This is a genomic window from Rhodococcus pyridinivorans (assembly GCF_900105195.1).
Lineage (GTDB): Bacteria > Actinomycetota > Actinomycetes > Mycobacteriales > Mycobacteriaceae > Rhodococcus > Rhodococcus pyridinivorans.
The window spans coordinates 3,008,614-3,034,032 of the sequence record NZ_FNRX01000002.1 but is presented as its reverse complement, the minus strand read 5'-3'; the positions used below and the strand labels follow the sequence as shown (position 1 = coordinate 3,034,032).

At 68.5% G+C, this 25,419-nt stretch carries 21 protein-coding genes; 9 read left to right on the top strand and 12 right to left on the bottom strand.

Annotation, left to right across the window (positions count from 1 at the left end):
* Nucleotides 1-20: 20 nt before the first annotated feature.
* Genes BLV31_RS14405 through BLV31_RS14395 form a run of 3 tightly spaced genes read right to left on the bottom strand, consistent with a single transcriptional unit; the run spans nucleotide 21 to nucleotide 7,053 of the window.
* Nucleotides 21-4,175 carry a TIGR02680 family protein gene (locus BLV31_RS14405; RefSeq protein WP_064060956.1) on the bottom strand — a complete coding sequence of 1,385 codons (4,155 nt, stop codon included), beginning with the start codon at nucleotides 4,173-4,175 and terminating at the stop codon, nucleotides 21-23.
* Nucleotides 4,172-5,566 carry a TIGR02678 family protein gene (locus BLV31_RS14400; RefSeq protein WP_064060957.1) on the bottom strand — a complete coding sequence of 465 codons (1,395 nt, stop codon included), beginning with the start codon at nucleotides 5,564-5,566 and terminating at the stop codon, nucleotides 4,172-4,174. The genes BLV31_RS14405 and BLV31_RS14400 overlap by 4 nt, the downstream gene beginning before the upstream one ends.
* The gene (locus tag BLV31_RS14395) at nucleotides 5,563-7,053 is read right to left on the bottom strand and encodes a TIGR02677 family protein (RefSeq protein WP_072740516.1); all 1,491 of its coding nucleotides are present in this window, start codon (nucleotides 7,051-7,053) and stop codon (nucleotides 5,563-5,565) included. The genes BLV31_RS14400 and BLV31_RS14395 overlap by 4 nt, the downstream gene beginning before the upstream one ends.
* Before the next feature lie 255 nt (nucleotides 7,054-7,308).
* On the opposite strand from BLV31_RS14395, the gene BLV31_RS14390 reads away from it, so the two are divergent.
* Nucleotides 7,309-8,601: a PucR family transcriptional regulator gene (locus tag BLV31_RS14390; protein ID WP_162273068.1), complete on the top strand. Its 1,293-nt coding sequence runs from the start codon at nucleotides 7,309-7,311 to the stop codon at nucleotides 8,599-8,601.
* Nucleotides 8,602-8,608: 7 nt separating this feature from the next.
* On the opposite strand, the gene BLV31_RS14385 is transcribed toward BLV31_RS14390, so the two are convergent.
* Nucleotides 8,609-9,631, bottom strand: coding sequence for an alpha/beta hydrolase (locus BLV31_RS14385; protein ID WP_248846238.1), 1,023 nt, complete (start codon nucleotides 9,629-9,631; stop codon nucleotides 8,609-8,611).
* A gap of 656 nt (nucleotides 9,632-10,287) precedes the next feature.
* Between BLV31_RS14385 and BLV31_RS25445 the strand changes: the two genes are divergently transcribed.
* Nucleotides 10,288-10,497 (top strand): PhlB family protein, encoded by a 210-nt coding sequence (locus BLV31_RS25445; RefSeq protein ID WP_228525574.1) that lies wholly within the window; start codon nucleotides 10,288-10,290, stop codon nucleotides 10,495-10,497.
* Between the two features lie 10 nt (nucleotides 10,498-10,507).
* Here BLV31_RS25445 and BLV31_RS14375 read toward each other — a convergent pair whose 3' ends face one another.
* Nucleotides 10,508-10,918, bottom strand: coding sequence for a RidA family protein (locus BLV31_RS14375; RefSeq protein WP_064060960.1), 411 nt, complete (start codon nucleotides 10,916-10,918; stop codon nucleotides 10,508-10,510).
* A gap of 80 nt (nucleotides 10,919-10,998) precedes the next feature.
* Between BLV31_RS14375 and BLV31_RS14370 the strand changes: the two genes are divergently transcribed.
* Complete coding sequence (locus BLV31_RS14370; RefSeq protein ID WP_064060961.1) at nucleotides 10,999-11,370, top strand: winged helix-turn-helix transcriptional regulator; 372 nt, start codon at nucleotides 10,999-11,001, stop codon at nucleotides 11,368-11,370.
* A 5-nt stretch (nucleotides 11,371-11,375) separates the two neighbouring features.
* On the opposite strand, the gene BLV31_RS14365 is transcribed toward BLV31_RS14370, so the two are convergent.
* The 5 genes from BLV31_RS14365 to BLV31_RS14345 form a co-directional block, all read right to left on the bottom strand.
* On the bottom strand, nucleotides 11,376-11,816 hold the full coding sequence (locus BLV31_RS14365; protein WP_255312745.1) for a nucleotidyltransferase family protein: 441 nt from the start codon (nucleotides 11,814-11,816) through the stop codon (nucleotides 11,376-11,378).
* A gap of 31 nt (nucleotides 11,817-11,847) precedes the next feature.
* Nucleotides 11,848-12,111, bottom strand: coding sequence for a GlsB/YeaQ/YmgE family stress response membrane protein (locus BLV31_RS14360; RefSeq protein WP_064060962.1), 264 nt, complete (start codon nucleotides 12,109-12,111; stop codon nucleotides 11,848-11,850).
* 108 nt (nucleotides 12,112-12,219) lie between these two features.
* Complete coding sequence (locus BLV31_RS14355) at nucleotides 12,220-12,546, bottom strand: WhiB family transcriptional regulator (protein WP_064060963.1); 327 nt, start codon at nucleotides 12,544-12,546, stop codon at nucleotides 12,220-12,222.
* 84 nt (nucleotides 12,547-12,630) lie between these two features.
* Nucleotides 12,631-13,404 carry an SDR family NAD(P)-dependent oxidoreductase gene (locus BLV31_RS14350; protein WP_064060964.1) on the bottom strand — a complete coding sequence of 258 codons (774 nt, stop codon included), beginning with the start codon at nucleotides 13,402-13,404 and terminating at the stop codon, nucleotides 12,631-12,633.
* A gap of 23 nt (nucleotides 13,405-13,427) precedes the next feature.
* Nucleotides 13,428-14,252, bottom strand: a complete 825-nt coding sequence (locus tag BLV31_RS14345; protein WP_064061036.1) for a sugar phosphate isomerase/epimerase family protein — start codon at nucleotides 14,250-14,252, stop codon at nucleotides 13,428-13,430.
* A gap of 183 nt (nucleotides 14,253-14,435) precedes the next feature.
* Between BLV31_RS14345 and BLV31_RS14340 the strand changes: the two genes are divergently transcribed.
* The 6 genes from BLV31_RS14340 (at nucleotide 14,436) to BLV31_RS14315 (ending at nucleotide 20,583) form a co-directional block, all read left to right on the top strand.
* Nucleotides 14,436-15,836: an MFS transporter gene (locus tag BLV31_RS14340; protein WP_064060965.1), complete on the top strand. Its 1,401-nt coding sequence runs from the start codon at nucleotides 14,436-14,438 to the stop codon at nucleotides 15,834-15,836.
* Nucleotides 15,833-16,726 carry a transketolase gene (locus BLV31_RS14335; RefSeq protein WP_064060966.1) on the top strand — a complete coding sequence of 298 codons (894 nt, stop codon included), beginning with the start codon at nucleotides 15,833-15,835 and terminating at the stop codon, nucleotides 16,724-16,726. Before BLV31_RS14340 ends, BLV31_RS14335 begins: the two co-directional genes overlap by 4 nt.
* A complete protein-coding gene (locus BLV31_RS14330) occupies nucleotides 16,723-17,712 on the top strand; it encodes a transketolase family protein (protein ID WP_064060967.1) in 990 nt (329 codons plus the stop codon). Before BLV31_RS14335 ends, BLV31_RS14330 begins: the two co-directional genes overlap by 4 nt.
* A 101-nt stretch (nucleotides 17,713-17,813) precedes the next feature.
* The gene (locus BLV31_RS14325; protein WP_064060968.1) at nucleotides 17,814-18,470 is read left to right on the top strand and encodes a GntR family transcriptional regulator; all 657 of its coding nucleotides are present in this window, start codon (nucleotides 17,814-17,816) and stop codon (nucleotides 18,468-18,470) included.
* Between the two features lie 51 nt (nucleotides 18,471-18,521).
* Nucleotides 18,522-18,998, top strand: coding sequence for an SRPBCC family protein (locus BLV31_RS14320; RefSeq protein ID WP_064061037.1), 477 nt, complete (start codon nucleotides 18,522-18,524; stop codon nucleotides 18,996-18,998).
* 115 nt (nucleotides 18,999-19,113) lie between these two features.
* A complete protein-coding gene (locus tag BLV31_RS14315; RefSeq protein ID WP_064060969.1) occupies nucleotides 19,114-20,583 on the top strand; it encodes an FAD-dependent monooxygenase in 1,470 nt (489 codons plus the stop codon).
* 121 nt (nucleotides 20,584-20,704) lie between these two features.
* Here BLV31_RS14315 and BLV31_RS14310 read toward each other — a convergent pair whose 3' ends face one another.
* Both BLV31_RS14310 and BLV31_RS14305 read right to left on the bottom strand, forming a co-directional pair.
* The gene (locus BLV31_RS14310; protein ID WP_064060970.1) at nucleotides 20,705-22,192 is read right to left on the bottom strand and encodes an NAD-dependent succinate-semialdehyde dehydrogenase; all 1,488 of its coding nucleotides are present in this window, start codon (nucleotides 22,190-22,192) and stop codon (nucleotides 20,705-20,707) included.
* Nucleotides 22,189-25,194 (bottom strand): FAD-binding and (Fe-S)-binding domain-containing protein, encoded by a 3,006-nt coding sequence (locus tag BLV31_RS14305; protein ID WP_248846240.1) that lies wholly within the window; start codon nucleotides 25,192-25,194, stop codon nucleotides 22,189-22,191. The genes BLV31_RS14310 and BLV31_RS14305 overlap by 4 nt, the downstream gene beginning before the upstream one ends.
* Nucleotides 25,195-25,419 lie beyond the last annotated feature (225 nt).

Here is a 25,419-nt window from a genome sequence, read left to right as displayed (position 1 = left end):
CGTAGTGACCGTCGTCATGATCATGCGAACTCGAGGGCTCCTTCCACCGGGCGTGTGATCCGTCGGGTGCGCGGGGATCCGAGCGCGCTCTCCAGATCCGACCCGTCGTGCTCGGCGAGCAGTTCGCCACCGGACCACACCAGCAGCGTGGTGGCGACGGTGTGCTCGGCCACCGAATGCGACAGGTCGTAGTGCGCACACCCCGGCACGCCCGCATAAGTGATCCACAGGTCGAAACCGGTCATGAACAGGTCGAGGTCGAATTGCACGGACAGGCCGAGCAATTCGCTGCGGCCGGTGTCATCCACACCGGCGAAGGCCTCGTCGAGGGCGAGCAGGCGCGGCGCATGCGGGTCGGCGGAATCGAGCATCACGTGCGCCGCGGCGAACAACGGCAGGTGCAGGGAGACGGACTGCTCGCCACCGGACAGCGCCGAGTGCCGGGCCGGGGTGAGGCGGTCCTCACTGCCGTCCGCACCGACGAGACTGAACGAGAACACCCGCCACCGGCGGTAATCCAGCGTGGCGGCGAGGATCTCAGGGTACGACCGTTCCGGATGCGCGGCCCGCTCCGCGCGGATCCGCGACGCGAAATGCGCGCGGATCCCCGCGAGGTCCTCCGGCGCCAGCATCGACGCGTCGCGGTCGAGGAGCTTGCACACCGCGCGGGCCGGCTCGTCGAGATGGTCGGCGAGCACCCAGTGCACCCCGATGGTGTTGCCCGAGGACATGTGCCGTTGCCGCATCTCGGTGCCCATCCGGGCGATGAGGTCGCGGGCGTCGACGGTGCGCTCGTGGATCTGCTGCGCGAGACCGGTGAGCAGCGCGTCCTCGAGGATCCGTCGTTCGGAGTCGGTGAGCAGGGTTTCCTGTTCCTGCCGCGCCCGGGCGATGCGCTGCGCGAACGCCGCGACGGACGTGTAACCCTGTTCGTCCTGTACCTGCACGACGGTAATGCCGTCGGCGGCGTCCCAGTGCAGCCGGTAGTCGCGGCCTCGGGCGAGTTCGGCGTCGAACTCCTGCAGTGCGGAGGTCAGTGCCGAAGCGGTGGACTTGCGGGTCGACTCGGAGGCCGTGACCGATTCGGTGGCGGCGTCGAGTGCCCGGAACAACGAGAGGACCTCGGTGGGCAGCACATCGACCGTGTCGTCGGGGGACTGCCGGATCCGGTAGGCCAGCTGATCGGCATCGAGCCACGCGGCGGCGCTGGACGGCCACACGTGCTCGCTCTCCACGCCGAGCAGGGTCAGCAGGTCGCGCCGGGCGAAGGGTGCCAGGGCGTCGGCGTCGGCGCGGGCCTCGGTGAGCGCCGACCGCAGTGTCTGCTCGGCGCCCGTGTGGGCGGCCTCTGCCTTGCCGATCCGCTCGAGCGCCGACTCGTGGGCCTTACGCGCGGTTCGCTCGGCGGTCTTCGCAGTCTCGATCCGGCGTCGGGCCTCGTCGAGCTGGGCATCGATCCGGTCGGCGCTCGCCCCGATCGACTCGCGCAGCGTCTCGAGCTTCTGCTGCTCGTTGGCCAGCGTCTCGGCGTTCTCCGCCGCGAGCTCGGCAGCGTTCTCGGCGGAGACCCGCGCCTCGTCGAGCCGAACTTCGGTGTCGCGGAGTCGATCACCGCAGGTGACCTGCTCACGCAGGGCGCGCTGCAGGGCCTGGCCCTGGGAACGGAAGTGCCGCACGGCTGCGTCGAGACTGTCGAGTTCCGTCGCGGTGAGCGGCGCTCGGTGCCGGCCGGCCGTCGACCGCAAGTGCTGTTCCTTGGTGGCGACCGCGGCGATCGCCTGGTCCAGGTCGCGATCGGCGGCGGCTGCGGATTCGGATGCGGTCCGCAACGCGCCGGCGCATTCGGTGACCTTGCGCAGCGCCGCGAGCACGGATCCGGTGCGCGGCAACGACTTCACGGCCTCGTCGAGTGCGGTGAGCCGGTGGCCGATCTCGCGGTCCTGCTCGCGCTGCGCCTCCACGTCGGCGCGGCATTCGGCGATGGTGGTCTCGAGTTCGACGATGCGACGCTGCCGACGCCGGGCGCGGGCGGTGGCTCCGATGAACTCGGCCTGCTCCTTGACGTGGCGACCGAGCTGCACTCCCTGCCGGAACCCGCCGTGCGCATCGACCGACACTCGCGCGTCCGGACCGGGATCGGTGGTCCACGCGATCGACGACAGCACCGCGGCGATCCGTTCCTCGGGGACGGCCGTGTCGGGTTCGGGAACGAGTACGTCGGCGAGGGTGAGACCGCTGGGGCGGTGCTCGGGCGCCAACGGCACCAGTAACTGCTCCGACTCGATGTCCGGCAGGTCGCCGTCGGTGATCCACCCGTCGAGCAGGTTCGCGGCCTGCAGCGCCGCTTCGATACCGGCAGCGTCCTGCGTCGACACATCGTCGCGGAACCGGACGAGCTGCCACAGCGGGGCGCCGACGAGATCGTCGCGGCTGCCGGTGCGGGAAGGGAACGCCGGGGGAGCGTCGTCGCGTTCGGCCGCGACGGCGGTGCGTTCGGTCTCGAGTTCGGCGATGCGGGTGCCGAGCGACTCGATCTCAGAGCCGCACACGCGACGCCGGAACCGCAGGTCGTCGAGCACGGGCCCGGTGTGCTCGGCGAACACCGCCGCGGGGGACGGGGCATCGTCCTGACCGACGGTGCCGAAGGCGGTGTCGAGCGCCTCGAAGACCGGGGTGGACAGGCCCACGGCCGCGAAGGTCTCGGCGCGATCGGACCACCACCGGCCCAGCTCGGCGGCGACCTCGCTGCGGGACAGCTCGACCATGGTCTCGGCGGCCTCCACCGCGGCCGAGGCGGTGTCGCGTTGCGCGCGGGCACGCACCGCGGCGGCCTCGGCCCGTGACCGCGCGGCGGTCGCACCGTCGAGCTGGGACAGTGCGCTGCGCACCGCGCGCACGTCGGCGTCGCGTTCCTCGGCGAGTGCGTCGATCGCGGTGTTGAGCTGCTCGGTCCGTTCGATGCCGTCGAGACCGGTCCATGTGATGCCGGCGTCCTCGGCCGCCGCACTCAGCCCGTCCTCGGCGCGACGACGCGCCGCCGTCGCCGTCTCGAGCGCGTCGCGGGCGCTGTCGTGGTCGCGGAGCCGGTCGGCTACGACGGCCTGGGCGCGGTTCGCCTGCTCGGCCTGTGCGGCGGTGGTGCGCTCGAGGTTCTTCACCGCGGACGCGAGGTCGTCGAGCTGCTGTTTGCCCTCGTAGGCGCTGGAGCGGTGCAGTGCCTCGAGGGTGGTGCGTGCCTGTTCGTGGTCGCGTTCGGCCACCAGGAGCTGTTCCTCGGAGGCCGCGCGGGCGGCGGCGGCCTCGGTGCGGGCTTCGGTCGCCTCGCGCAGCGACCGGACGGCGGTGTCCACCACTCCGAGACGGGTGGCGACCTTGTCGACGGCGGTGCGCGCCTGCTGACGGATGTACTTCGAATACACCTTGACGAACTGTTGCGCCGCATCGTCGGCGGCGGAGAGGGATTCGAGGGTGCGCTCGACCTCCTCGATCGCGGAGAACGAGCGGGCGGCCTCGACGATGAGATCCTCGTCGAGGGGGCGAAGGCCGTCGGTCAGCGCCTGCGACAGGCCCTTCGGGTCGAGGTTCTTGGCGAGCTGGGGGCGGCGCAGCGTGAGGATCAGGTTGATCAGCTGGTCGTAGCGTTGCGCGCCCAGACCGAACATGCGCGCGTCGATCGCGGCCCGGTAGTCGACGGGACGATCGGCGATCGCGTCGGCTCCGATCTGATCGACCAGTTGTTTGCGGGTGAGCGGTCGGTCCTCGTCGTCGAGCAGCGAGAAGTCGACTCCCACACGGCCGTCGACGACGAAATGCCAGCGGGTGACCTTGTCGTTGCCGCGGGTGGCGCGCATCCCGATGCCGACGGTGACGGCCTCCGGGTCGTCGGCGCGGCCGCGGCAGAACTCCATCCACACGTACGAGTGGGCGCTGTCCTGGCCGCGGTACAGCAGGTTCGAGCGCATGGTGCGCTCCTCGCCGGCGAACGGGTTCAGACGTCGCGGTTCGATCCGGCCGTCGAGCACGAACGGGAACAGCACCTCGAGCGCCTTGGTCTTGCCCGACCCGTTCGGTCCGCGCAGCACCAGTCGTCCGTCGGCGAACGAGAACTCCTGGTCGCGGTAGTCCCACAGGTTGATGATCCCGGCACGCGTGGGGCGGAATCGGGCGCTGCTCATGAGATCTCCGTCGGGGTCGTATCGGGGGCGGGGACTGTCGGTGGGGTGGTCTCGGGGAACAGGTCGATCTCCGGATCCCGTTCGCGCACACTGACCGTCACGCCGCGGAAGCGGGCGATGGCGGGCAGGACCAACACTCCGCCCGGTACGCGGGCCACCAGGCGCAGTCTGTCGAGCATGTCCACCGCGGCCTCGGCCAGTCCCGCGGGGTCGGCCTGCCACTGCGCGGCGAAGGTCCGGCCGTAGATGTCGACGAGACGACCGACCGTGCCCGCCAGCCACGAATCCTCGAGCAAGGGATGCTCGAGCGGGGCACGAGCGTCGTCGTCCTGCTCCTGCTCGTCGGGCATCGGGGTGTCGGACGCCGCGAGCGGGGTGAACACCGTCGACCTCGGGATCGCGGAATCGACCGCCGCGACGAGGACGTCCTGCGTCTGCGCGGGCACCGGCATCCGGGGCGGGACAGGGGCGTCGGGATCGAGGACGCGATCGCACATCTCCCCGGCCAGCAGCAGCGCGACCTGCGCGACCGTCCCCGTGTTCGGGAACCGCATATCCGACAACCGTCCCGAGGTGTCCACCAGCGCAACGCCTTCGGCGCGACGCTCACAGACCAGGCCGGTGAGCAGTTCCACCTCGTCGGTGGTGCGCGGCAACGCCAACTGCAGCGCCTCGTCGTCGTCGAGATCGTCGGCGTACACCACGGGACGCTGCACCAGTGCGCGGCGCACCCGCCGCCGGACCTCCGCCGTATCCGAGTGCGGGGCACCGGCATTGCCGAGCAGACCGCGCACCGATTCGAGGTGCTGCAACGCCCGCGGTGGCCGGAACAGGGCGTGCACGACCGCACGATCGACGTCGTAGAGCGCCTCACCGTTGTCGGGATCGCTCGCCCACCTGCCCGCATCACCGTCGGCGAGGGTGATCGCGCCGCGCACGCCGAGCCAGGTCACGGCATCGACGAAGGCATCGCGGTCGGCGGCACGTTCGGTGTCGAGTTCGACACCGTCCACCCGGCTCGCCTCGGAGGCGACGTGCTCGGCGAGTTCGGACAGCGTGATCTGCCCGGCGCCGCGACCGAGCGCGGCGATTGCCAACGCGAGATAGGCGTAACGGCGCCGGTCGAACGGCCGGCCGGTGTGCGTCGACGTGCCTGCCCCCGCGTCGAGGCGATCGGCGACGGTGAACAGCCGCGCGGTGGTCTCGGTGACCTCGAGCCGGTACCCGAAGGTGGCGAGCAGATCCTCGCGCAGCTCGGTGGCCCAGCGCCGCACCGTCGCCAACGCCGATCGATCCGGGAAGGTCGCGGTGACGAGATGGTGGGTGAGCACCAACCGCGCGGCGCGCTGATACGAATCCAGCTCGACCGACGGGATCGAACGCGCCCTCATCGCACCTCCACCGACAGACCGTCGAGATACAGGCGTCCGCGCGCGGTGTGCACCACCGTCGACTCGCCGCTCGGTCGGAGGGTGAGCTTGACGCCGTTCTGCGTACCGGAGGAGGCATCGTCGCTGCGCACCCGCCCGCTCACGGGCACCCGAGCCGACAGTGCGGCGTCGAGCAGGCTCAACAGCACCTCGGCTTCCGGTTCGCTCAGCTTCCGTTCGCGCACACCTCCGGCGGCGAGGGAGCGCGCCGCTTCGGCCCGGCGACGCTGCTTCTCGAGCTGCGCCTCGCGCAGCCGCCGTACTCCGGCGTCGTTGCGCTGGATCCGCCCCGGCGCTCCCGCTGCGGGGCGCCGGCCGGTCTCGGCGAGGGTGCGGGCGATCTCCACGGGAGGCGCGTCCCACCACGACCGGGTGACCGGCACGATGTCGGCATCGGGATGGGCGACGGAGAAGTGTCGGGGCCGGCCCAGGTCGAACACCGCATCGAACAGCGCGTGCGCGGCCTCCTCGGACGGCGCGGCAGCGAACCATCCCGCGAGATGCCGCAGCTGCGACTCGCGGCTGACACCCCCACGACGCTGCTCGGTGAGCCGGCGCAGCAGCCCGAGCACCGCGGAGATCGCGTTGATGGTCGCGCCGCGCAGGCGTTCGGATTCGCTCGGTTCGGAGCCCACCCCGACGAACCAGTGTTCGATGCCCCACCAGCGCTGCGCCCAGTCCGCTTCGCGTTCCTCGAACGAGAGCAGCACCCGCTCGTCGTGCCGGGCCGCGGCCGCGGTGAGCTTCTGAACCCCGGTGACCTGCACCCGGTCGAGCGCCGCGGAAAGCTTCGGGGCGTAGCGGGCCAGATCGGTGCTGAACTCACGCATGTGGGTGAGGAGCGCGTCCTTGTGGGCGAGGAAGGTCTCCGGGGTGACCTCGGTGGTGCGCACCAGCTCGCCGAGGACGAGATAGAAACGGGCAGCGCGCTCGGCCATGTCCGACAGCGTCGCGTCGAGGCGACTCAACTTCCGGTAGACCAGTTCGCCGTCGCCGGCCGCGTTCGCATCGGCGAGATCGTTCAGGTCGGCGAGCAGATCGGGGAGGGCCAGACGCGACAGCGAGACGTCCTCCCCACGGGAGGACAGCACGTCCTCCACGGCGCGGAACACCCGGTAACCGGCCTGCCCGAACTGGTAGACGTAGTGCCGGTTGCGGTACTCGGCGAGCGTCGCCGCCCGGGATCCGTCGTAGCTGCGTTCGAGCACACCCCACGCGTGCAGCTGCTCGAGCAGGGCCGGGATCTCGGAGGAATCGGGCACGTCGTCGCCGTTCGCGCCGGGCAGCCGAGTGAGGACGTTCTCGACGTCGCCGGCGTGCAGCAGCACCGAGTAGTTGCCGCGCGCATGATCGAATGCGCGCAGAACCCACAGGTAGTGCACCCTTTTCTCGGCCGTTGCGAACGAGAAGAGGCGCAGGCGGTCGTCCCGCACCAACGCGTCCTCCATCGCGCCGAACCGCGCTCGGCCTGATTCACTCACCGTGACAGGTTAGGCGGCGCAACCGACGGGTCCGGACAACACCCGGCGTGAGTGTCGGCACGATCGTTGCCCGATGAACGCCCCGATCCGCGGTGGCGGCCCGCCCCGAGCCGTTACGGTCGAGGCGGTGCGCTCGGCGAGGGCAGTGCGCCCGGACAGACGCCGCAGCCTCCGGAATCGGACACGATGAATCCTCACGAGATCGGACAGGACACCCACAGAGTGGGCGATCCGGGACCCGCCACGCGTGCACTGATCGAGGCGGTCGCCGACCTGTCGACGACGCGGCAGGCCGAGATCACGCAGTACATGACCGAGCGGATCTCGGCCGAGATCGAGGCGATGTCCACCGACCGCCACACCCGCCGCTCCCTCGCCCAGGCCGCGGAGGAGGGTGTCGCAGCCATCACCCGGTTCCTGCGGGACGATCTTGCCGAGATCGAGATCCCGGCGGCGTCCTATTCACTGGTGCGCATGCTGGCCCGGCAGGGATTCCCGGTCTCGGTGGTCGACCGCAGCAACCGGCTCGCGCAGGACAGCATCATGCGCTGGTGCCTCGAGGTGCTGGCGGGACTCAGCGACGACGCCGCGGCAGTGATGCAGGCGGGCGTGGAGATCCTGATGAAACTCTCTGCCGGGATCGATGGGGTGTCGCAGAAGTTGCTCGGGGTCTACGAGGCCGAGCGCGACACCTGGCTGCTCAACCGCAACGCCTCCCGGACCGCCCGCATCCAGGACATCCTGGCCGGACGGCCGATCGAGGTGGGGGACGCCGAGCGCACCCTCGGCTACCGGCTCGGCCAGCACCACCTCGGGGTGATCGTCTGGACGGACGACATCGAAGTGGTCGGCGGGGACCGGTCCGGCACCGAATGGAACGGCCTCGAGCAGGCGGTGACGGCCTTGGCCGAACATCTCGGGCGGGGAGGTCGGGTGCTGTTCGAACAGTTCGACGAGTACACCGCCTGGGCATGGATCCCGCTCGGTACCGTCGATCGCATCGACCCGAGCGGACTGTCCGGGGTCGTCGCGGCCTGGCAGCGACCCGTCGGTGTCGCCGTCGGAGCGCCGCAGGAGGGGATCGACGGTTTCGTCCGCACCCATCGGCAGGCGGCGCAGGCGCGGGAGGTGGCTCTGACGTCGGCCCTGCCGTGCCCGCGCCTCGTCTCGATCGACGAGGTCTGCGCGGTGGCGTTGATGTGCACGAATCTCGAATGGGCCCGCGCCTGGGTGGGGGATGTGCTCGGCCGCCTCGCCGCCGACGACCCCGCTGCCGCGCAACTGCGACACACGCTGCGGGAATTCCTCTCCAGCGGAGGAAGCTTCGTCGCCACCGCTGAAAAGCTGCATCTGCACCGGAACTCGGTCGCCTACCGGATCAGCAAGGCGGAGGAGCAGATCGGGCACAGCGTCCGCGAGTGTCGGCTCGACCTCGAGAACGCGTTGGCACTGTGCCACTGGCTCGGTGCCGCCGTGCTCGCGCCCGATTCGGCAGGTCCACCTTCGCCCGGGTGACGGCCCGTTATCGGGAGCCGGGCACGGCGCTGCGAACGAACCGTCCGATCTCGCCGATCGCGCGGACTCCTTCGGGTAGCAGATCCGCGGCGGCCTGGAATACGTGCACCTGCCGGTCCCAGACCTGCAGTTCGCACGCGATACCGGCGTCGGCGAGACGGTCGGCCATCGATTCGGCGTCCACCAGGAACAATTCGTGCGAGCCGACCTGGATGAACGTGGGCGGCATGCCCGACAGATCCGCGTCGGCGGGACAGATCCGCCCCGACTCCTGGCGACGTCCTGCAAGGCCGGCCAGCGCTTCGAGTGCGTTGCCGGGCAGCAGCGTGCAGTGTGCGGCGCTGGAGTGACCGAGCTTGCGGGCGGGATCCAGCTCGGTCAGCGGGGACAGGGCGACGATCGCTCCCGGCACCGGGACACCCCGGTCGCGCAACGCGAGCGACACCATGAAGGCCAGATAGCCGCCGGCGGAATCACCGGCGATCACGATCTGCTCGGGTCGGTAACCGGCGGCGAGCAGGAAGAGATAACCCTCGACACCGTCGTCGACGGCGTCATCGATCGAGTGCTTCGGCAGCATCCGGTAGTCGACCATCAGCACGGGGGTGCGGCCGGCATCGGAGATCCGCGAGACGAGGCGGAGGTGGCTGCGCATCCCGCCGCACAGGAAGCCGCCGCCGTGCAGATAGAGCATCACACGATCGAATCCCGTTCTCGGGCCTTCCACCCAGGAACCTGTGCAGTTCGGCAGCTGGACGGGAGCGCACACCGTCCCGTCGATCGCGGGGAGTAACGCTCCGGCGGCGTCCAGCAGACCCGTCGGCCAGGGCAGCGTCGTCGAACGGCCCCACAACCCGAGCAGTGGACGCACCGACATGCGGATCGCCTGCGCCAGAAGTTTGGACTGACGGCTCGACCCGGGGAAGTCGCGCCGGCGGACCGGGGCCGAGCGATCGGGGGAGTGCGGCGGCCGAGGCGTCGGCAGATCGCGCGGAACGAGGGGTGCGCGCACGTCACGTGCGGTCGTCACAGGAAAGAGCTCCTCACAACCGGTGCGATGTCTGCGACCGGTCGATCCGCGAAGGGGAGACGGTCGAACAGCGGCGAGTGGACCCGGCGAAGCAGGTGCCGCTGTCTTCCACGTTAAGGACGAACGTCCCTCGGTTCACCGGTGCGGCTGCACACTGTTTCCGTGCTGGTTCGGGCTGCGCGCACAGTGTCCAGGCGTGGCACCGGGTGCCGGTGCGAGCTGGATCACGTCTGATCGGGGCAAACCTGCAGTTCAATGGCTTGTTCCGGGCGCTTGTCCAAGTGGCATTCGGTGGCCCGAACGGCCCGGTCGACCGAACCGGCATTGTGCGCTGCGACCAGCGAACCCCCACGATCTGTGTGCTCGCATACCGATGGAAAAGGTCCCGGGCCGACCTACCTTCGAATAGGGGGCCGATGATCGGAGCCACGTCATCGGCCCGTCGGGGGTCCCGCCCCCCTACGACGGACCGCTTCGTGGCTCGGACATTCTCCGTTGACGGAAGGACCGCGATGGCGCCCCACGCGACGCAGAACTGCATAACGATCCTGCGCTGCGGGAGCTGCACGACGCTTCACGCTCCCGAGACAGCGCGCTGCTCCTCCTGCGGTGGCGCGAACCTCGAGTCCGCCCACTGCTCCGGCACCGGCTCGATCGTGTCCTGGAAGGTCGTCGAACCGCTCGACGTCGGCGCACAGGACGACAGCTCGGTCACCCTCGCGATCGTCGAACTCGACGACGGGCCGTGGCTCTACTCGAAGATCGAAGGATCGTTCCCCGAATGCGCCGAGGCGCGGGTACGGGTCGCGTTCCGGTCCACTGTGTGCGAGGACGGATTCCCCGTCTTCGGGGTCTGTGCGGCCTGATCTACGACGCTCACCCCTCGAGAACCGCGGTGGCTGCGATCTCCACGAGCACGGCAGGTTCATAGAGTGCCGCGACACCGATCAGCGATGCCGGCGGCATCGGATCGGGCAGATCGATCTCCTGCGCGACGGCCTGCACACCGGCCGTGAACTGTCCGATCTTCTCGGGATGCCAGTCGGTGACGTAGAACGTCAGGCGCACGACATCGCGGAAGGTTGCGCCCACTCCGTCCAGGCCTCGTGCCACGTTGCGCAGCGCCTGGACCACCTGACCGGCCAGATCGGTAGGGATCGGTGAGCCGTCCGGCATATGTGCGACCTGTCCGGCGAGATGTACCTGTCGCGTACCGGTGGAGACGGCGACGTGGTGGTAGGGCGCGTTCGGCAGCATGCCTTCGGGGCTGAACAAGGTGACGGACACGGGCTTCTCCTGAGGTCGGAACCGAGTGATAGCCGATTTATACTTGGTATCCGGAAGTCACTTCAACGAAACCAGGTTTCATGTCGGATACCGCTGACCACGATCTGCTTGCCGTCGCCGCCCACCGGGAACTGTTGGGACAGATCCTCGACAAGTGGTCCCTGAGCGTGCTCACCGAATTGTGCGAGGCTCCGCGCCGCTTCAACGAGTTGCGGCGCGCCGTTCCCGAGGTCACGCAGAAATCCCTGACGACCACGCTGCGCAGACTCGAACGCAACGGAATCGTCGAACGCCGGGTGGTGAACACCCGTCCCGTCGCGGTCGAATACCGCATCACGCCATTGGGGAAGACGGTGCGCGAACCGATCGACGCCCTGCTGCTGTGGGCGTCGATAAATCTTCCTCGCATCGAGAAAGCGCGACGCAGATTCGACGAGGAGCCCGACGAATGAGAGTGTCAGCGCTCGGGCCACGGTTCGACGACCAACCGAGGCCATTCCGCCTGCCATTGTCGGGCTTTCGCTTCGTACACCTCGCGAGGCGCCAGCACCGGATTCGGGCGGAGCACCATCCCGAACAGGCCGTCGAAACCGTGCGGAGCGTAGACCCGTAGGCCTGATCCGGGCTCACGGGTGATGCCGAAACAACACGTGGTGGATGCGAAATGGTCGATGGCGTCGGCGCTGCTGGTGAACGGATCGGCCGGAACACCGAAATGCTCCTCGTACCAGAGATGCACCCGCGCCTCGTTGCGCACCTCGACCCCGGTGTCGACGTCCGCGAACAGCGCCGCGGCCTTCTCGATGACCCGGTCCTCGGCCTCGTAGCTCAGGCACACCGGATCTCCGAGAACGATGTCGAGCAGTCGCTGCTCGGTTGCGGGCGTGAGGTCACTCAGGCATCGTCCCCCGTCATGGATCTCGGTACCGCTAGGCCTGACGCGACCGGGACTTCCACGCCGACCAGGCAGCGGTCACGATGATCGCGCCGGCGAGGGAGCCGATGATCCCACTGGGGCGCAGTTCGAGTCCGTCACCTGCGAGAAGGCTGATGAGCAGACCGCCGACGAACGAACCACCGACGCCCGCGACGAACGCGAGCGTCCAGTCGATCCCGGTCCCGGACCTGCCCACGACGAGCTGCGCCACCGCGCCGACGAGCAGCCCGAACAGAATGATTCCGATGATCAACATTGCGCGAGTATAGGACGAGATCGCCACGGCGACAGTCTTTCTGCGAGATGAACGCAGCGGCGAACACTGCATCTCCTCAGGGGAAGGGCGCCCGGCCGCGAATTCACCCTATGACTTCATCCCGAGTGCGTGAGTCGTCCGATCACGGTCTGCGGTCGGTCTTCCCCTGCGGCGGTCCGATTCGGACGTTCCGCCCCAGATTCCGTGACGTTCGCGGGTTACCAGCGCGTAGTCGCGGCAGGGGATTCGGACGGGGCACGACGTGCAGATCTGTTTCGCCGTCCGTTCACGGCGCTGCCGCATCCCGCGCGATTCGTCGTCCGACGGGAAGAAGATCGAGGGATCGATGAGACGGCAGTCGGCACGCGACTGCCACGGCTGCAGTTCCACGTCCGGGCTGCTGCCGAATGGGGCGAAAAAAGGCGTTGTTCTCATGGTTCTCGTCCGGCGACCGAAGTGAAAACGGTGCCGTCCGGTGTCCGACCGCGACGGTGCATGAGCGGACACCGAACGGGGTGGTCAGTGCATGTGGCTGCCGCCGTTGATGTCGACGGTCGTGCCGGTCAGGTAGGCCGCGTCCTCCGACGACAGGAACGTGATGACCGAGGCCACCTCACGGGTGGTGGCGGTGCGTCCGAGCGGAACGTCGCGGCAGATGGCGGCCTCCTGCTCCGGGGTGCTGCCGACGCGGATGCTGGTGTCGACCGCGCCGGGGGTGACGGCGTTGACGGTGACGCCGCTGTCGCCGAGTTCCCGGGCGAGGGACTTGGTGAATCCGAGGACGGCGGCCTTCGCCGACGAGTAGGGGACCTTGCCGAAGACACCGCCGCCACGCTGGGCGGAGACCGACGACATGTTCACGATGCGTCCCCATCCGTTCTCGATCATGCCCGGCAGGAATGCCCGGGTGACGAGGTAGGTGCCGGTGGCGTTGACGGCCATCACCTTGTTCCACAGTTCGAGGCTCGTCTCGAGGAACGGCACCGGCGAGGTGATGCCGGCGATGTTCGCGACCGCTCCGACGGGCGGGAGATTGCCGGCGGTGACTTCCGCGGCGACGGCATCGTGCGCTGCCTGTACCGACGCCTCGTCGGCCACGTCGATCTCGTGTCCGAAGGACGGGACGGAGTACTCGCTGCCGATCTCGGCGGCGACCTTGGCGGATTTCTCACCGTCCAGATCGAGGACGACGACGGCCCAGCCGTCCTCGGCGTAGCGACGGGCGGTGGCGAGGCCGATGCCGCGCTCGGAGGTTGCTCCGGTGACGACTGCGGTGCGTCGGATCGAGGACATGGGTTTTCTCCTTGAAGGTTGGGTCAGGGGATAAGGGTGGTGACGAATCGAGCTGCCCGAGAGGCACTTTCGGGGCGCTCGGGGTCGGTGATGTCGCGGGTCTCGAGTTCGAGGGCGAAATGCCCGGTGTAGCCGCGGGCGTCGAGGGCGGCGAGGCCGCCGGCGAAGTCGGCGTGCCCGTTGCCGATGCTGAGGTTGATGTTGCCGGGCACCGCGTCCCGGAGATGGACGTGCGTGATGCGCGAGGCGAACAGGTCGACGAAATCGGCGGGATCTCCGCCCGAGGCGACGATGTGACTGAAGTCCATCACCACGCCGATGTCGGGGGACAGTCGTGCTGTCAGCCGCGCAGCGCGAGCGATGTCGCAGCACAGTCGGTGGACGTGGAGGGATTCGGTCCACAGGCCCACCCCGAAGTCCCGGGCCCGGACGTGTGCCCGTTCGAGTTGTGCCGCGACGGTGTCGAGGTCTTCGTCGAGGGACCGGATGGGCCGGTGGTCGAGATGTCCGCACGGGAGCACCAGGGCGCGTGCCTCGATGCGGGAGGTGAGAGTCAGCAACCGATCGAGATGGTGATCCCGCCGTTTCTGTTCTTCGGAGGTCAACGGCGCGTCGAGGTCGCCGATGTCGCAGTTGACGCTGCGGACGCGCAGGCCCGAGATTGCCACCTCGTCGGCGACTCGATCGACGGCGTCCGCGTCGAGCACGAACGGAACGTGATCGCAGACTCCGGGTAGGGCGCCGAGGTCGATCTCGGTGAAGCCCAGGCCGGCGATGGTCTGTAGCGCCGTGGGCAGGTCTAGGTGGCGGAAGCTGATCGTCGAGCAGCCGAGCCGATCGTGGAACACGAGAACCTCCTGAAAGGTGATGGGGACCACGCTAACCGTGCTGACTGTCAACAGTCAACCGTTGCCTACTGACAGTTGACAGGAGGGGGTGGCCGCGCTCACACTGGGGTTCACTGTTGACAGTCGACATCCTCTTTCCCCGTCGCACCAGCGGCCGTATCCTCGGTCCGCAAGGAGAAATTCATGAGCACAGAAGCGCTCGAGATGCGAGGTCCCGTCGAGGGCACCAAGGACGCCAAACGCGTCGCGATCGGTTCCTCTGTCGGCGCCGTCATCGAGACCTACGACTTCATCGGCTTCGGCACCGCTGCAGCGTTGTATTTCGGGACGGCCTTCTTCCCCAGCGGCGATCCCGTCATCGGCACCCTCGCCGCCTTCGCCACCCTCGGCGTCGGATTCGCCGCACGACCTCTCGGGGGGATCCTCGGTGGTCATCTCGGAGACAAGGTGGGGCGCAAGCCGGTCCTCGTCGCCTCACTGATCGTCATGGGCCTGGCCACCTTCGCCATCGGTCTGCTTCCGACCTACGGCCAGGTCGGTCTCGTCGCACCGGCGCTGCTGGTGACCGTCCGCATCATCCAGGGACTCGCCTTCGGCGCCGAATGGGGCGGAGCGATCCTGATGAGTTACGAACACGCGCCGTGGAAATCGAAGGGCCGCTACACCGGCATCGTCCAAGCGGGATTCCCCGTCGGGCTGCTGTTGGCAAACCTCGTATTCCTGTTCAGCGTCCACCTCGGTGGCGACTGGGCGTGGCGGGTGCCGTTCCTCGCGAGCATCGTCCTCGTCGTCGTCGGGCTGATCATCCGGTCCAAGGTGCCCGAGTCCCCGGTCTTCGAGGACGTCAAGGACAGCGGCGAAATCGCTGCCTCCCCGATCCTGGACTCCGTCAAGAAGGACTGGCGCGACATCCTCCGCGGCATCGGCCTGCGCGTGGCCGAAACCGCCGGCTACGCCGTCTCGATCACCTACATGATCTCCTACCTGCACGAGAACGACCTCGCTGGGAAATCGGAAACCCTGTTGGCGCTGTGTGTGGCCTCGGCGATCGGCATCTTCGCCACGATCGGCTGGGCGAGTTTGACCGACCGTATCGGCCGCCGCCCGGTGTATCTCGGAGTCTGCGCGTTCGCCGCCCTCTTCGGGGTCCCGATGTTCCTCCTGGTCAACACCGGCACGTTCGTGCTGATCCTCGCCACCGTCGTGATCGCCTACGCCGTCTGCCAGAACGCCCTTGCCGGAGCGCAGGGTGCCTGGTTCCCCGAACTGTTCCAGGCAGCGCGCCGCGCCTCGGGCGCATCGCTGGCCTACCAGATCTCGGCGATGGTCTCCGGGTTCACCCCGTTCATCACCGCGCTGCTCTACTTCGCCTTCGGCTGGATCGGCCCGGCCCTGCTCTTCAGCTTCTACGGCCTCGTCGGTCTCGTCTGCGCCCTCGTCACCCGTGAGACCTGGGGACGGACCGAGCGACGCCTCGCCGATCAGGCCGGCCGGTCCAACTCACACCCTTCCGATAGCCCCGACGGCCCCCTGTCCGGTGGGACCGCCGCGGCATCGAGCACCAAGGAAAAGGAACTTCTGTGACCACCACAGCGCATCCCCGTCCCGACGTCGCCCTGCCTCGGAACGAGCGACTCGCCGCCATCGACGAATTCGCCTACCGACTCCGGCACAACGTGATCAACATGGGCCAGGAACAGGGCCAGGGCTACGTCGGCCAGGCGCTCGGCGCCGCGGACATCCTCGCCACCGTCTACGGAGACCATCTGCGCTTCCGCGCCGACGACCCGCACTGGGACGGCCGCGACCGGTTCCTCCTGTCGACCGGCCACTACGCCATCGGCCTGTACGCGGCGCTCGCGGAGGCAGGGATCATCTCCCGCGACGAGTTGCTCACCTACGGCTCGGACGACTCGCGCCTGCCGATGTCGGGCATGTCGACCTATACGCCCGGTATGGAGATCTCCGGCGGCTCGCTCGGCCACGGCCTTCCGATCGCCGTCGGCATGGCGCTGGGTCTGCGTCATCAGGGTTCGCCTGCACGGATCTTCAACTTCCTGTCCGACGGCGAACTCGACGAAGGGTCGACCTGGGAAGCGGCCATGAGCGCGCACCACCACCGACTCGGCAACCTCATCGCGATGGTCGACATCAACGCACTGCAGGCCGACGGTGCCACCAGCGGAGTGCTGAGCACGGAACCGGTCCACGACAAGTGGACGGCCTGCGGGTGGCGCACCTACCGGGTCGACGGCAACGACACCGGTGCGCTGCTCGACGCCTTCGATGCGGCGATCGCCGAGGCCGCCCCGGCCGGATCCCCGGCGATCGTCCTGTGCGACACCCGTGTCGGCAAGGGCGTTCCGTTGCTCGAAACCCGCGAGAAGGCGCACTTCATGCGCATCGACGAAGACGAATGGCAGATCTGCCGCGACCAGCTGACCGCCGGCCACAACCGCGAGGACGTCCGATGACCACCACCGCTCCCAAGCTCAAGACCTCGGCGATGATCGCCTCCTTCGTCGATCCGGGTCAGCGGACCACCGCCGCACCGTTCGGCCACGCGCTGGTCGCGGCTGCCCAGGAGGACGACCGGATCGTCGGCCTGTCCGCGGATCTCGCGAAGTACACCGACATGCACGTCTTCGCCGAGGCGTTCCCGGACCGGTTCTTCCAGATGGGCATGGCCGAACAGCTGCTCCTCGGTGCCGCGGCGGGCATGGCCGAGACCGGCCTGATCCCGTTCGCGTCGACCTACTCGGTGTTCGCCGCGCGCCGCGCGTACGACTTCCTGTGCCTGGACATCGCCGAGCCGAACCTCAACGTCAACATCGTCGGCGGGCTTCCCGGCCTGACCACCGGATACGGCCCCAGTCACCAGGCCACCGAGGACATCGCCATCTTCCGCGGCATGCCCAACCTGACGATCGTCGATCCGTGCGACTCGATCGACATCGAACAGGCCGTGCCGCAGCTCGCCGCGAGTGACGGCCCCACCTATCTCCGCTTGCTGCGCGGTAAGGTCGCCACGGTCCTCGACGAGTACGACTACTGCTTCGAACTCGGCAAGGCGAAGGTGCTGCGCGGCGGGAACGACGTCGTCTTCGTCACCAGCGGACTGATGACCATGCGCGCGTTGCAGGCGGCGGACGTGCTGGCAACCCACCACGTGGACGTCGGGGTGGTGCACACGCCCACGATCAAACCGTTCGACGCAGCCACGGTCCTGGCGGAGATCGACACCGACCGACTGGCGGTCACCCTCGAGAACCACACCGTCGTAGGTGGGCTCTTCGAGACCGTCGCTGCCGCAGTCGTCGGGGCGGGACTGGGGAAGAGGGTCGTCCCCATCGGCCTGCCCGACCGGTTCCTCGATGCCGGCGCGCTACCCACCCTGCACGACCGGTACGGCTTGAGCACCGACCGGGTGGTCGCGCGGGTGCTCGACGAGCTCGGCTGACCGACACGCTGTACGGGTCCCGCACCCAGCTCGGTGCGGGACCCGTATCATTGTCGACAGACTGTTGTCGACAGTCGGCCGCTGACACCTGGAGGCAACTCATGGCTGCTCAACCCGCTGCGCTGCTGGGGCTCGAGAGGACCAGCCTGCGTCAGCAGGCCGTCACCGCCCTGCGCACCGCGATCACGAGCGGCGCGCTCGCCCCGAGCAGCCCCCTCGTCGAGACCGAGCTGTCCGAGATGCTCCAGATCAGCCGGGGGACCTTGCGCGAGGCGATGCGCCAATTGCAGCAGGAAGGTCTGATCTCTGCCGGTGCCCGCGGTCGCCTCTACGTTCGGCACCTCGACGCCAAGGAGATCCGCGACATCTTCGCCGTGCGCGCGGCCCTGGAAGCGTTGGCCGTCCGCGACCTCGCGGAGCGGGACGACCGGGCCTCGGTGATCCCGGCCCTGCGCGAAGCTCTCGAGGCCATGGCGCATGCCGAGAACGACCTCGAGGCACGCATCGAGTCCGACCTGAACTTCCACCGACTGCTCTGCCGTCTGACCGGCAACGAAACGCTCATGCACTCGTGGCAGTCGCTCGAGGGATCGATCCGCATGTCCATCATGTTCGCCGGTCTGGAGAAGGCGGTCGGAAACATGGACGTCGGGCGTCACAGTGCCATCGTCGACGCCATCGAAACCGGTGACTCCGACCAGGCTGCGTCCACGGTGCGTTCGCACATGGCGTGGGCGGCAAGCAATCTCGTGTCCTGATCCGTACTCGTCAGGGTGTCGCTGCCGGTTCCGGAGGTCTCGTCGGGCAGGATGGTGGCCATGCAGACCACACCTCTGACCTTCAAGTCCTCCGTCGTCGTTTCCGCCACCCCCGACGAGGTGTACGCCCTCGTCTCCGATGTCACCCGCACCGGTGAATGGTCACCCGTCTGCGCGGAATGCTGGTGGGACGAAGGGCAGGGCCCCGAGGTCGGTTCCTTCTTCACCGGCCGGAACGTCACCCCCGAACGCACCTGGGAGACCCGCTCGGAGGTCGTCGTCGCCTCTCCGGGCCGTGAATTCGCGTGGTCGGTCGGTCCCGGCCTCGTGCGCTGGAGCTACGTCATCAAGCCCGCGGACGCCGGCACGGAACTGACGGAGACCTGGGAGTTCACCGAAGCAGGGCAGAAGTTCTTCCACGAGAAGTTCGGGGCGGAGGCACCTGCTCAGATCGCCGCGCGGGAGCAGGCTGCCCGCAGTGGAATTCCGGCGACCCTGGACGCGATCAAGCGCATCATCGAGGGCTGACCCGGGGCGCTCGTCGTCCCGTCCCGTTTCCACGTTATCGCGCAGGTGGGGGCTTGTCGCAAGCCCCTACCCGGGGTTCATACTGCCCGTCCGGTGTCGTGGAGAGGGGGCGGACATGCACGAGGTCGTAGTGGTCGGCTGCGGGCCGACGGGAATGATGCTGGCGGGGGAGTTGCGCCTGGCCGGCGCGAACGTCGTCGTACTCGAACGTCGCGAATCGCAGGAACTCGCAGGGTCGCGGGGTGGTGGTATCCACGCCCGCACCATCGAGCTGCTCGATCAACGAGGAATCGCCGAGCGATTCCTCGCCGAGGGGCGGACGGTGAACACCGCGACCTTCGGGGGCACCAGGCTCGACGTGGGCCGTCTTCCCACCCGCCATCCGTACACGCTCGCGTTGTTCCAGAACCACATCGAACGGCTGCTGCTGCAGTGGATCGAGGAATTCGGCGTGCCGATCCGGCGGAACATCGAGGTCGTCGGTGCCCATGCGGACGAGGAGAGCGTCCATCTTCGGCTCACATCGGGGGAGACGGTGCAGGCTCGGTACGTGGTGGGCGCCGACGGCGGGCGCAGTGTCGTGCGCCGCGAGGCCGGGATCGGATTCGCAGGGCCGGATGCGACACGCAGCAGCCTGATCGCCGAAGTGCGGGTCACCGAGGAACTCCCCACCGACGCCAAGATCGACGAACGCGGCATCCACGGTCTGTACCCGATGGGGGAGGGTCGAGTGCGGGTCGTGGTGACCGAAGCCGAACTGGGACCTTCCACGCCGCCGACGCTCGACGACCTGCGACGAGAACTGGTCCACGTGTTCGGCACCGATTTCGGTGTGCACGATCCCACCTGGCTCTCACGGTTCACCGACGCGACCAGACAGGCGACGACCTATCGTGCGGGCCGGATCCTGCTCGCGGGCGACGCCGCACACGTGCATGCACCCACCGGCGGACTGGGTATCGGCCTGGGCATCCAGGATGCCGTCAATCTCGGCTGGAAACTCGGGCAGGTCGTGCGAGGGGACTCGGGGGAGGGCCTGCTCGACACCTACCACGCCGAACGGCACCCGGCCGGCGCGCGGGCGCTGAAATTCACGATGGCCCAATCTCTTTTCCAGAAGGCCGATCCGCGCCAGGAGGCCCTGCGCGATCTGATCGACGAGGTCCTCCGCGTCGACGACGCCGGAGCGCCGATCGCGGCGTTGATCTCCGGTCTCGACGTCGCCTACGACCTCGGTGAGGGGCACCCGCTGCTGGGACGACGTATGCCGGATCTCGACGTCATTGCCGAGGAGAAGTCGGTGCGCGTGTTCGGACTCATGCACCGGGCTCGTCCGCTTCTGTTGCAATTCGACGGCCCGCCACTCGATTCCGGGAATATTCCCGACTGCGTCGACCTCGTGCGGGTGCGCTACGACGGCGTCTGGGAGTTGCCGTTGCTCGGTGAGGTGGACGCGCCGTCGGCCGTGCTCGTGCGCCCGGACGGGCACGTGGCCTGGGTGGGGGAGGGCTCGACGGACGGTCTCGACGACGCACTCGCGAAGTGGTGCGGCACTGCGGCCCGCCGATCAGGAACCGTTGCGTGATCAGGGGATTCCTGACCTACATGGGTAGGCCGTATAGACCTTGCGCGCCGAACCGGGCTTCGCGCGCGTTGCAGCGGCGGCAAGACACGGTTCGGCGCGCAAGGATCGGCGGAACAGCGCGTCACCTACGGGGGACCGCGACGTACTTGACCTCGAGGAACTCGTCGATGCCGATGGTGCTTCCCTCGCGTCCGAGACCCGATGCCTTGATGCCGCCGAACGGTGCCGCGGGATTGGACACGATGCCGGTGTTCAGCCCGACCATGCCGACCTCGAGCGCTTCGCTGACACGGAAACTGCGGTCGACATCCTGGGTGAAGATGTATCCGGCCAGTCCCCAGGGCGTGTTGTTGGCGATCTCGACGACCTCGTCCTCGGTATCGAAGATGACGAGGGGCGCGACCGGCCCGAAGATCTCCTCGCTCATCAACGCGGCGTCCTTCGACACGTCGGCGAGGACGGTGGGTAGGTAGAAGTAGCCGGGTCCCTCGGGTCGGCTTCCGCCGCACACCACGCGCGCTCCACGTTCCACGGCATCGGCGACGAGACGCTCCACTTTCGTCAGAGCCTTCTCCTCGACCAACGGACCGACCTGGCTACCCTCGACCAGGCCGTCCCCGACGACGAGGGCATCCATCCGGGCAGCGAGCTTCTCCGCGAACCGATCGGCGACCGCGCGGTGCACGAAGATGCGGTTCGCAGCGGTGCAGGCCTCACCCATGTTGCGCATCTTCGCGGCGAGCGCGCCGTCGACGGCCCGGTCGAGATCGGCGTCCTCGAACACGATGAACGGGGCATTTCCGCCCAGCTCCATCGAGCTGCGCATCACGTGCTGGGATGCCTGTTCGAGCAATCGGATGCCCACCGCGGTCGACCCGGTGAAACTGATCTTGCGTGCGATACCGCTGGACATCCAGGCCGAGACGACCTCCCCGGGTGCGGTGGTGGGCACGACGTTCAGCACACCCTTGGGCACACCGGCCTCGACGAGCACGTCGACCAGTGCCAGCGAGGTCAACGGCGTCAGCTCCGAGGGTTTGAAGACGATGGTGCAACCGGCTGCGATGGCGGGTCCGATCTTGCGGGTACCCATGGCGAGCGGGAAGTTCCACGGCGTGACGAGGACGCAGGGTCCCACCGGCTCCTTGGACACCAGGATGCGGGTCGCGCCGTCGCCGGTGCTGGTCACATCGCCGCCGATGCGGACGGCTTCCTCGGAGAACCACCGGAAGAACTCGGCAGCGTAGGCCACCTCGCCCCTCGCCTCGGCGAAGGGTTTGCCCATCTCGGTGGTCATGATGGTCGCGAACTCGTCCTGCCGCTCCATGATGAGCTCGTAGGCCCGGCGAAGAATCACGCTGCGTTCGCGCGGAGCGGTCTTCGCCCAGTGCTTCTGCACGCGAGCACAGGTCTCGACGGCACGCCGGGCGTCGTCGGCGTTGCCGTTCGCGACGGTCGCGACGACCTCCTCGGTCGCCGGGGCGACGACCTCGAATCGTTCGCCGGTGGTCGATTCGACCCACTCACCGTCGATGAACAATCCTGTGTCGACGCGGGACACTGCGTCGGAGACGCCCACCCGTGTCCCGACAATCGTTGCATCGGTCATGCGCTTTCCTCCTCGGAGATGGTGTTGTTCATCGACATTCGCGGCCCGGGATCGAGCAGTTCTGCGAGATGTTGCCCCGGGGCGGAGACATCGATCTGCGCGACCTGCATCGCGCACGAGAAACCGTCGGTGACCACCGCGGAGTCGTCGTCGGCCGCGCGCAGTGCCGGGGCGAGGGAGGTCTCGGCGACCTTCATGCTGATGTCGTGGTGTTGTTTCTCGAATCCGAAGTTTCCTGCCACGCCGCAGCATCCGACTGCGTCGCGGACGTCGTCGACTCCCGCTGCGGTCAGTATCCGGCGATGGCTTCCGGCGCCGAACACGGAGTACTCGTGGCAATGGGTCTGCAGCACCATCTCGTTCGGTAGCGGCTGTGCAGGAGCGGGTGTCCAGCCGTTGCGCACCATGGTGTCCAGGTAGGACGCGAAGCTGTGGACCCGTGCGGCGACGCGACGCGCAGCCTCGGTGGGCACCAGCTCGGGCAGGTCCTTGCGCAGGGCGGCGGCGCAACTCGGCTCGACGACGACGATCGGCCGGTCGGTGCCGTCGTCCAGTGTCCGGGCGACGTGGGAGAGTTTCTTCTTCGCGGTGTCGAGCTGGCCGGTGGAGATCCATGTCAGTCCGCAGCACGCGTCCGCGGAGCAGCTCACCTGCTGATCCGCCGAGGCGAGCACGCGGGCGGCGGCACCGGCGACTTCCGGCCGCAACCCGCGAGTGAAGGTGTCGACGAAGAGCACCACCGCCGTCGAACCGGACCGGCCGCTCAGCGCGTCGCTCACGGCCTTCTTCCAGGCTCGCCGGGAGGCGAAGGGCGGAAGTACCCGGTCGGGGGAGATGCCGCCGAGTGCGGCGGCGCGCTTCGCGAGAGAAGTGCGCAGGACCGCGTTGACCAGCGGTGCTGCCAACCCCGTGACGCGGAGCCAGCGTGGCAGCCAACCCAGCGAATAGTGCGACACCGGTCGTCGTGTGCCGTCGTAGTAGTGCGAGAAGAACTCGGATTTGTAGGTGGCCATGTCGACGCCGGCCGGGCAGTCGGTCGAGCAGGCCTTGCACGACAGGCACAGATCGAGTGCCTCACGCACCTCCTCGGACTTCCACCCTTGTTCGATCGTGCGGGCGCCGCGCACCATCTCCTGCAGGACCCGGGCCCGGCCGCGAGTGGAGTCCTTCTCGTCGCGGCTCGCGCGGTAGCTCGGGCACATCACGCCGCCGGAGTCGGCCCGGCATCGTCCGACGCCGATGCAGCCCTGGACGGCGTGCACCCACGGGTCGGGGGTGTGTTGCGGCCGCGCGCCGTCGGGACGGACCGCCTCGATCGGGTGCAGGTCGTAGTGGGTACGCCAGGTGCGTTCGGGAACGCCCGCCAACGCCAGATCGTCATCGATCCGTGCCGGGTCGGTCAGCGATCCCGGGTTCAGGATGCCTTGCGGGTCCCAGATCGTGCGGAAGGCACGGAATGCGCTCATCATCCGCGCGGAGTACATCACCGGCAGCAGTTCCGAGCGGGCACGGCCGTCGCCGTGTTCTCCGGAGAGCGATCCGCCGTGACGGACCACCAGACGCGCGGCCTCGTGCGTGAACTCGCGGAAGACCTGCCGGCCCTCCTCGGTGCGCAGGTCGTAGGTGATGCGGATGTGCATGCAGCCGGCGCCGAAGTGCCCGTACATCACGCCCTGCAGACCGTGCCGGTCGAGCAATGCGCGGAAGTCCTGGAGGTAATCGGCGAGGTTCTCCGGCGCGACAGCGGAATCCTCCCAGCCCGGCCAGGATTCGCCGCCGGATGCCAGGCGGGACGAGAGTCCGGCGCCGTCCTCACGCACCCGCCACAGGGAAGCGCGCTCGGTGGTGTCGGCCGCGATGCGGCCGTCGACGAGACGGCCGTTGCGGCGAAGTTTGTCGAGCAGTGCGTCGGCGGCCGCGGCCACGGAGTCCGGGTCGTCACCGTCCAGATCGACGTAGAGCCAGGCGTTTCCCACCGGGAGTCCGAGGACGGAGTTCTCGCCCCGACGCAGCCGCATGGTCTCGACGATCGCCGCGTCGACACCCTCGACTGCCGCAGGCGAGAACTCCAGGATGGTTCCGATGTCGCGGGCCGCGTCGACGACATCGTCGTAGCCGAGGCAGACCAGCAACGCGCTGGACGGGCGGGGAACCAGCTCGACGCGGGCACCGACGATCACCGCGCAGGTTCCCTCGGATCCGACGAGCGCACGGGCGACGTCGAACCGTTTCTCCGGCAACAGATGATCGAGGTGGTAACCCGAGACCTGCCGTTGGATCCTCCCGAGTTCGGTGCGGAACTCGAACAGGTGCTCGCCTGCCAGCGCGGTGAGCTCGGCGTCGAGCTGCTGCGCGCGCGCCGCAGCGGCCGCGTCGTCGGGATCGGTGGCACGCAGACCTTGCTGCGCCGCGGTGAGCCGGAACCCGTCGGCGGTGACGAGGTCGATCTCGTGGACGTGATCGGACATGCGGCCGTAGCGCACCGAGTGGTTGCCGCAGGCGTCGTTGCCCAGCGCGCCACCGACCGTGGCCCGGTTCTTCGAGGAGGGATCGGGGGCGAAGGTCGTCCGGCCCGAGGACGCGTCCTCGGCCACCCGCGTGAGGGTCGCGAGCACGACGCCCGGTTCGACGTCGGCGACACCGGCCGTCTCGTCGATCTCGAGGATGCGGTTCATGTGCCGGGAGAAGTCGACGATCACACCGGGGCCGACGGCATTGCCCGCCATCGAGGTCCCGCCCCCTCGGCTGACCAGCGGAATCCCGGTGTCGCCGCAGACGGTCACCACCGCCACGACGTCGTCCACCGACCGAGGAAAGACCACGGCCGAAGGTGGCACCCGGTAGTTGGAGGCGTCGTAAGAGTACTCGGCCCGTCGACGCGTGGAGGTGTCGACCGGGACGCCCAGTGTCCGGAGTCTGTCGGCGAGGACGCGAATCCGGACGTCCTCGTCCGTGCAGGAGACGCTGGGGCGCTGTCCTATGTTGAGCTGGTCGTCGTTCATCGCGTGCGCCGCGTCAGGATCGGGGACCGCAGAGAATATGGGCGCGTCGGTTCGGGAACTCCATCGGCCGCCTCCGGGTTTGTAGGATTGTCAACAATCCTGCCATGAACGGAGCCTACAAAGAGGAGGCAGCGAACGCAACGGCACGCCGGCCCGGGCGTTCTCACCGTCAACCGAGGAGGCTTCTGTGACAGCTTGCCGTCTGCACCCCGAGGCTGGACAGGG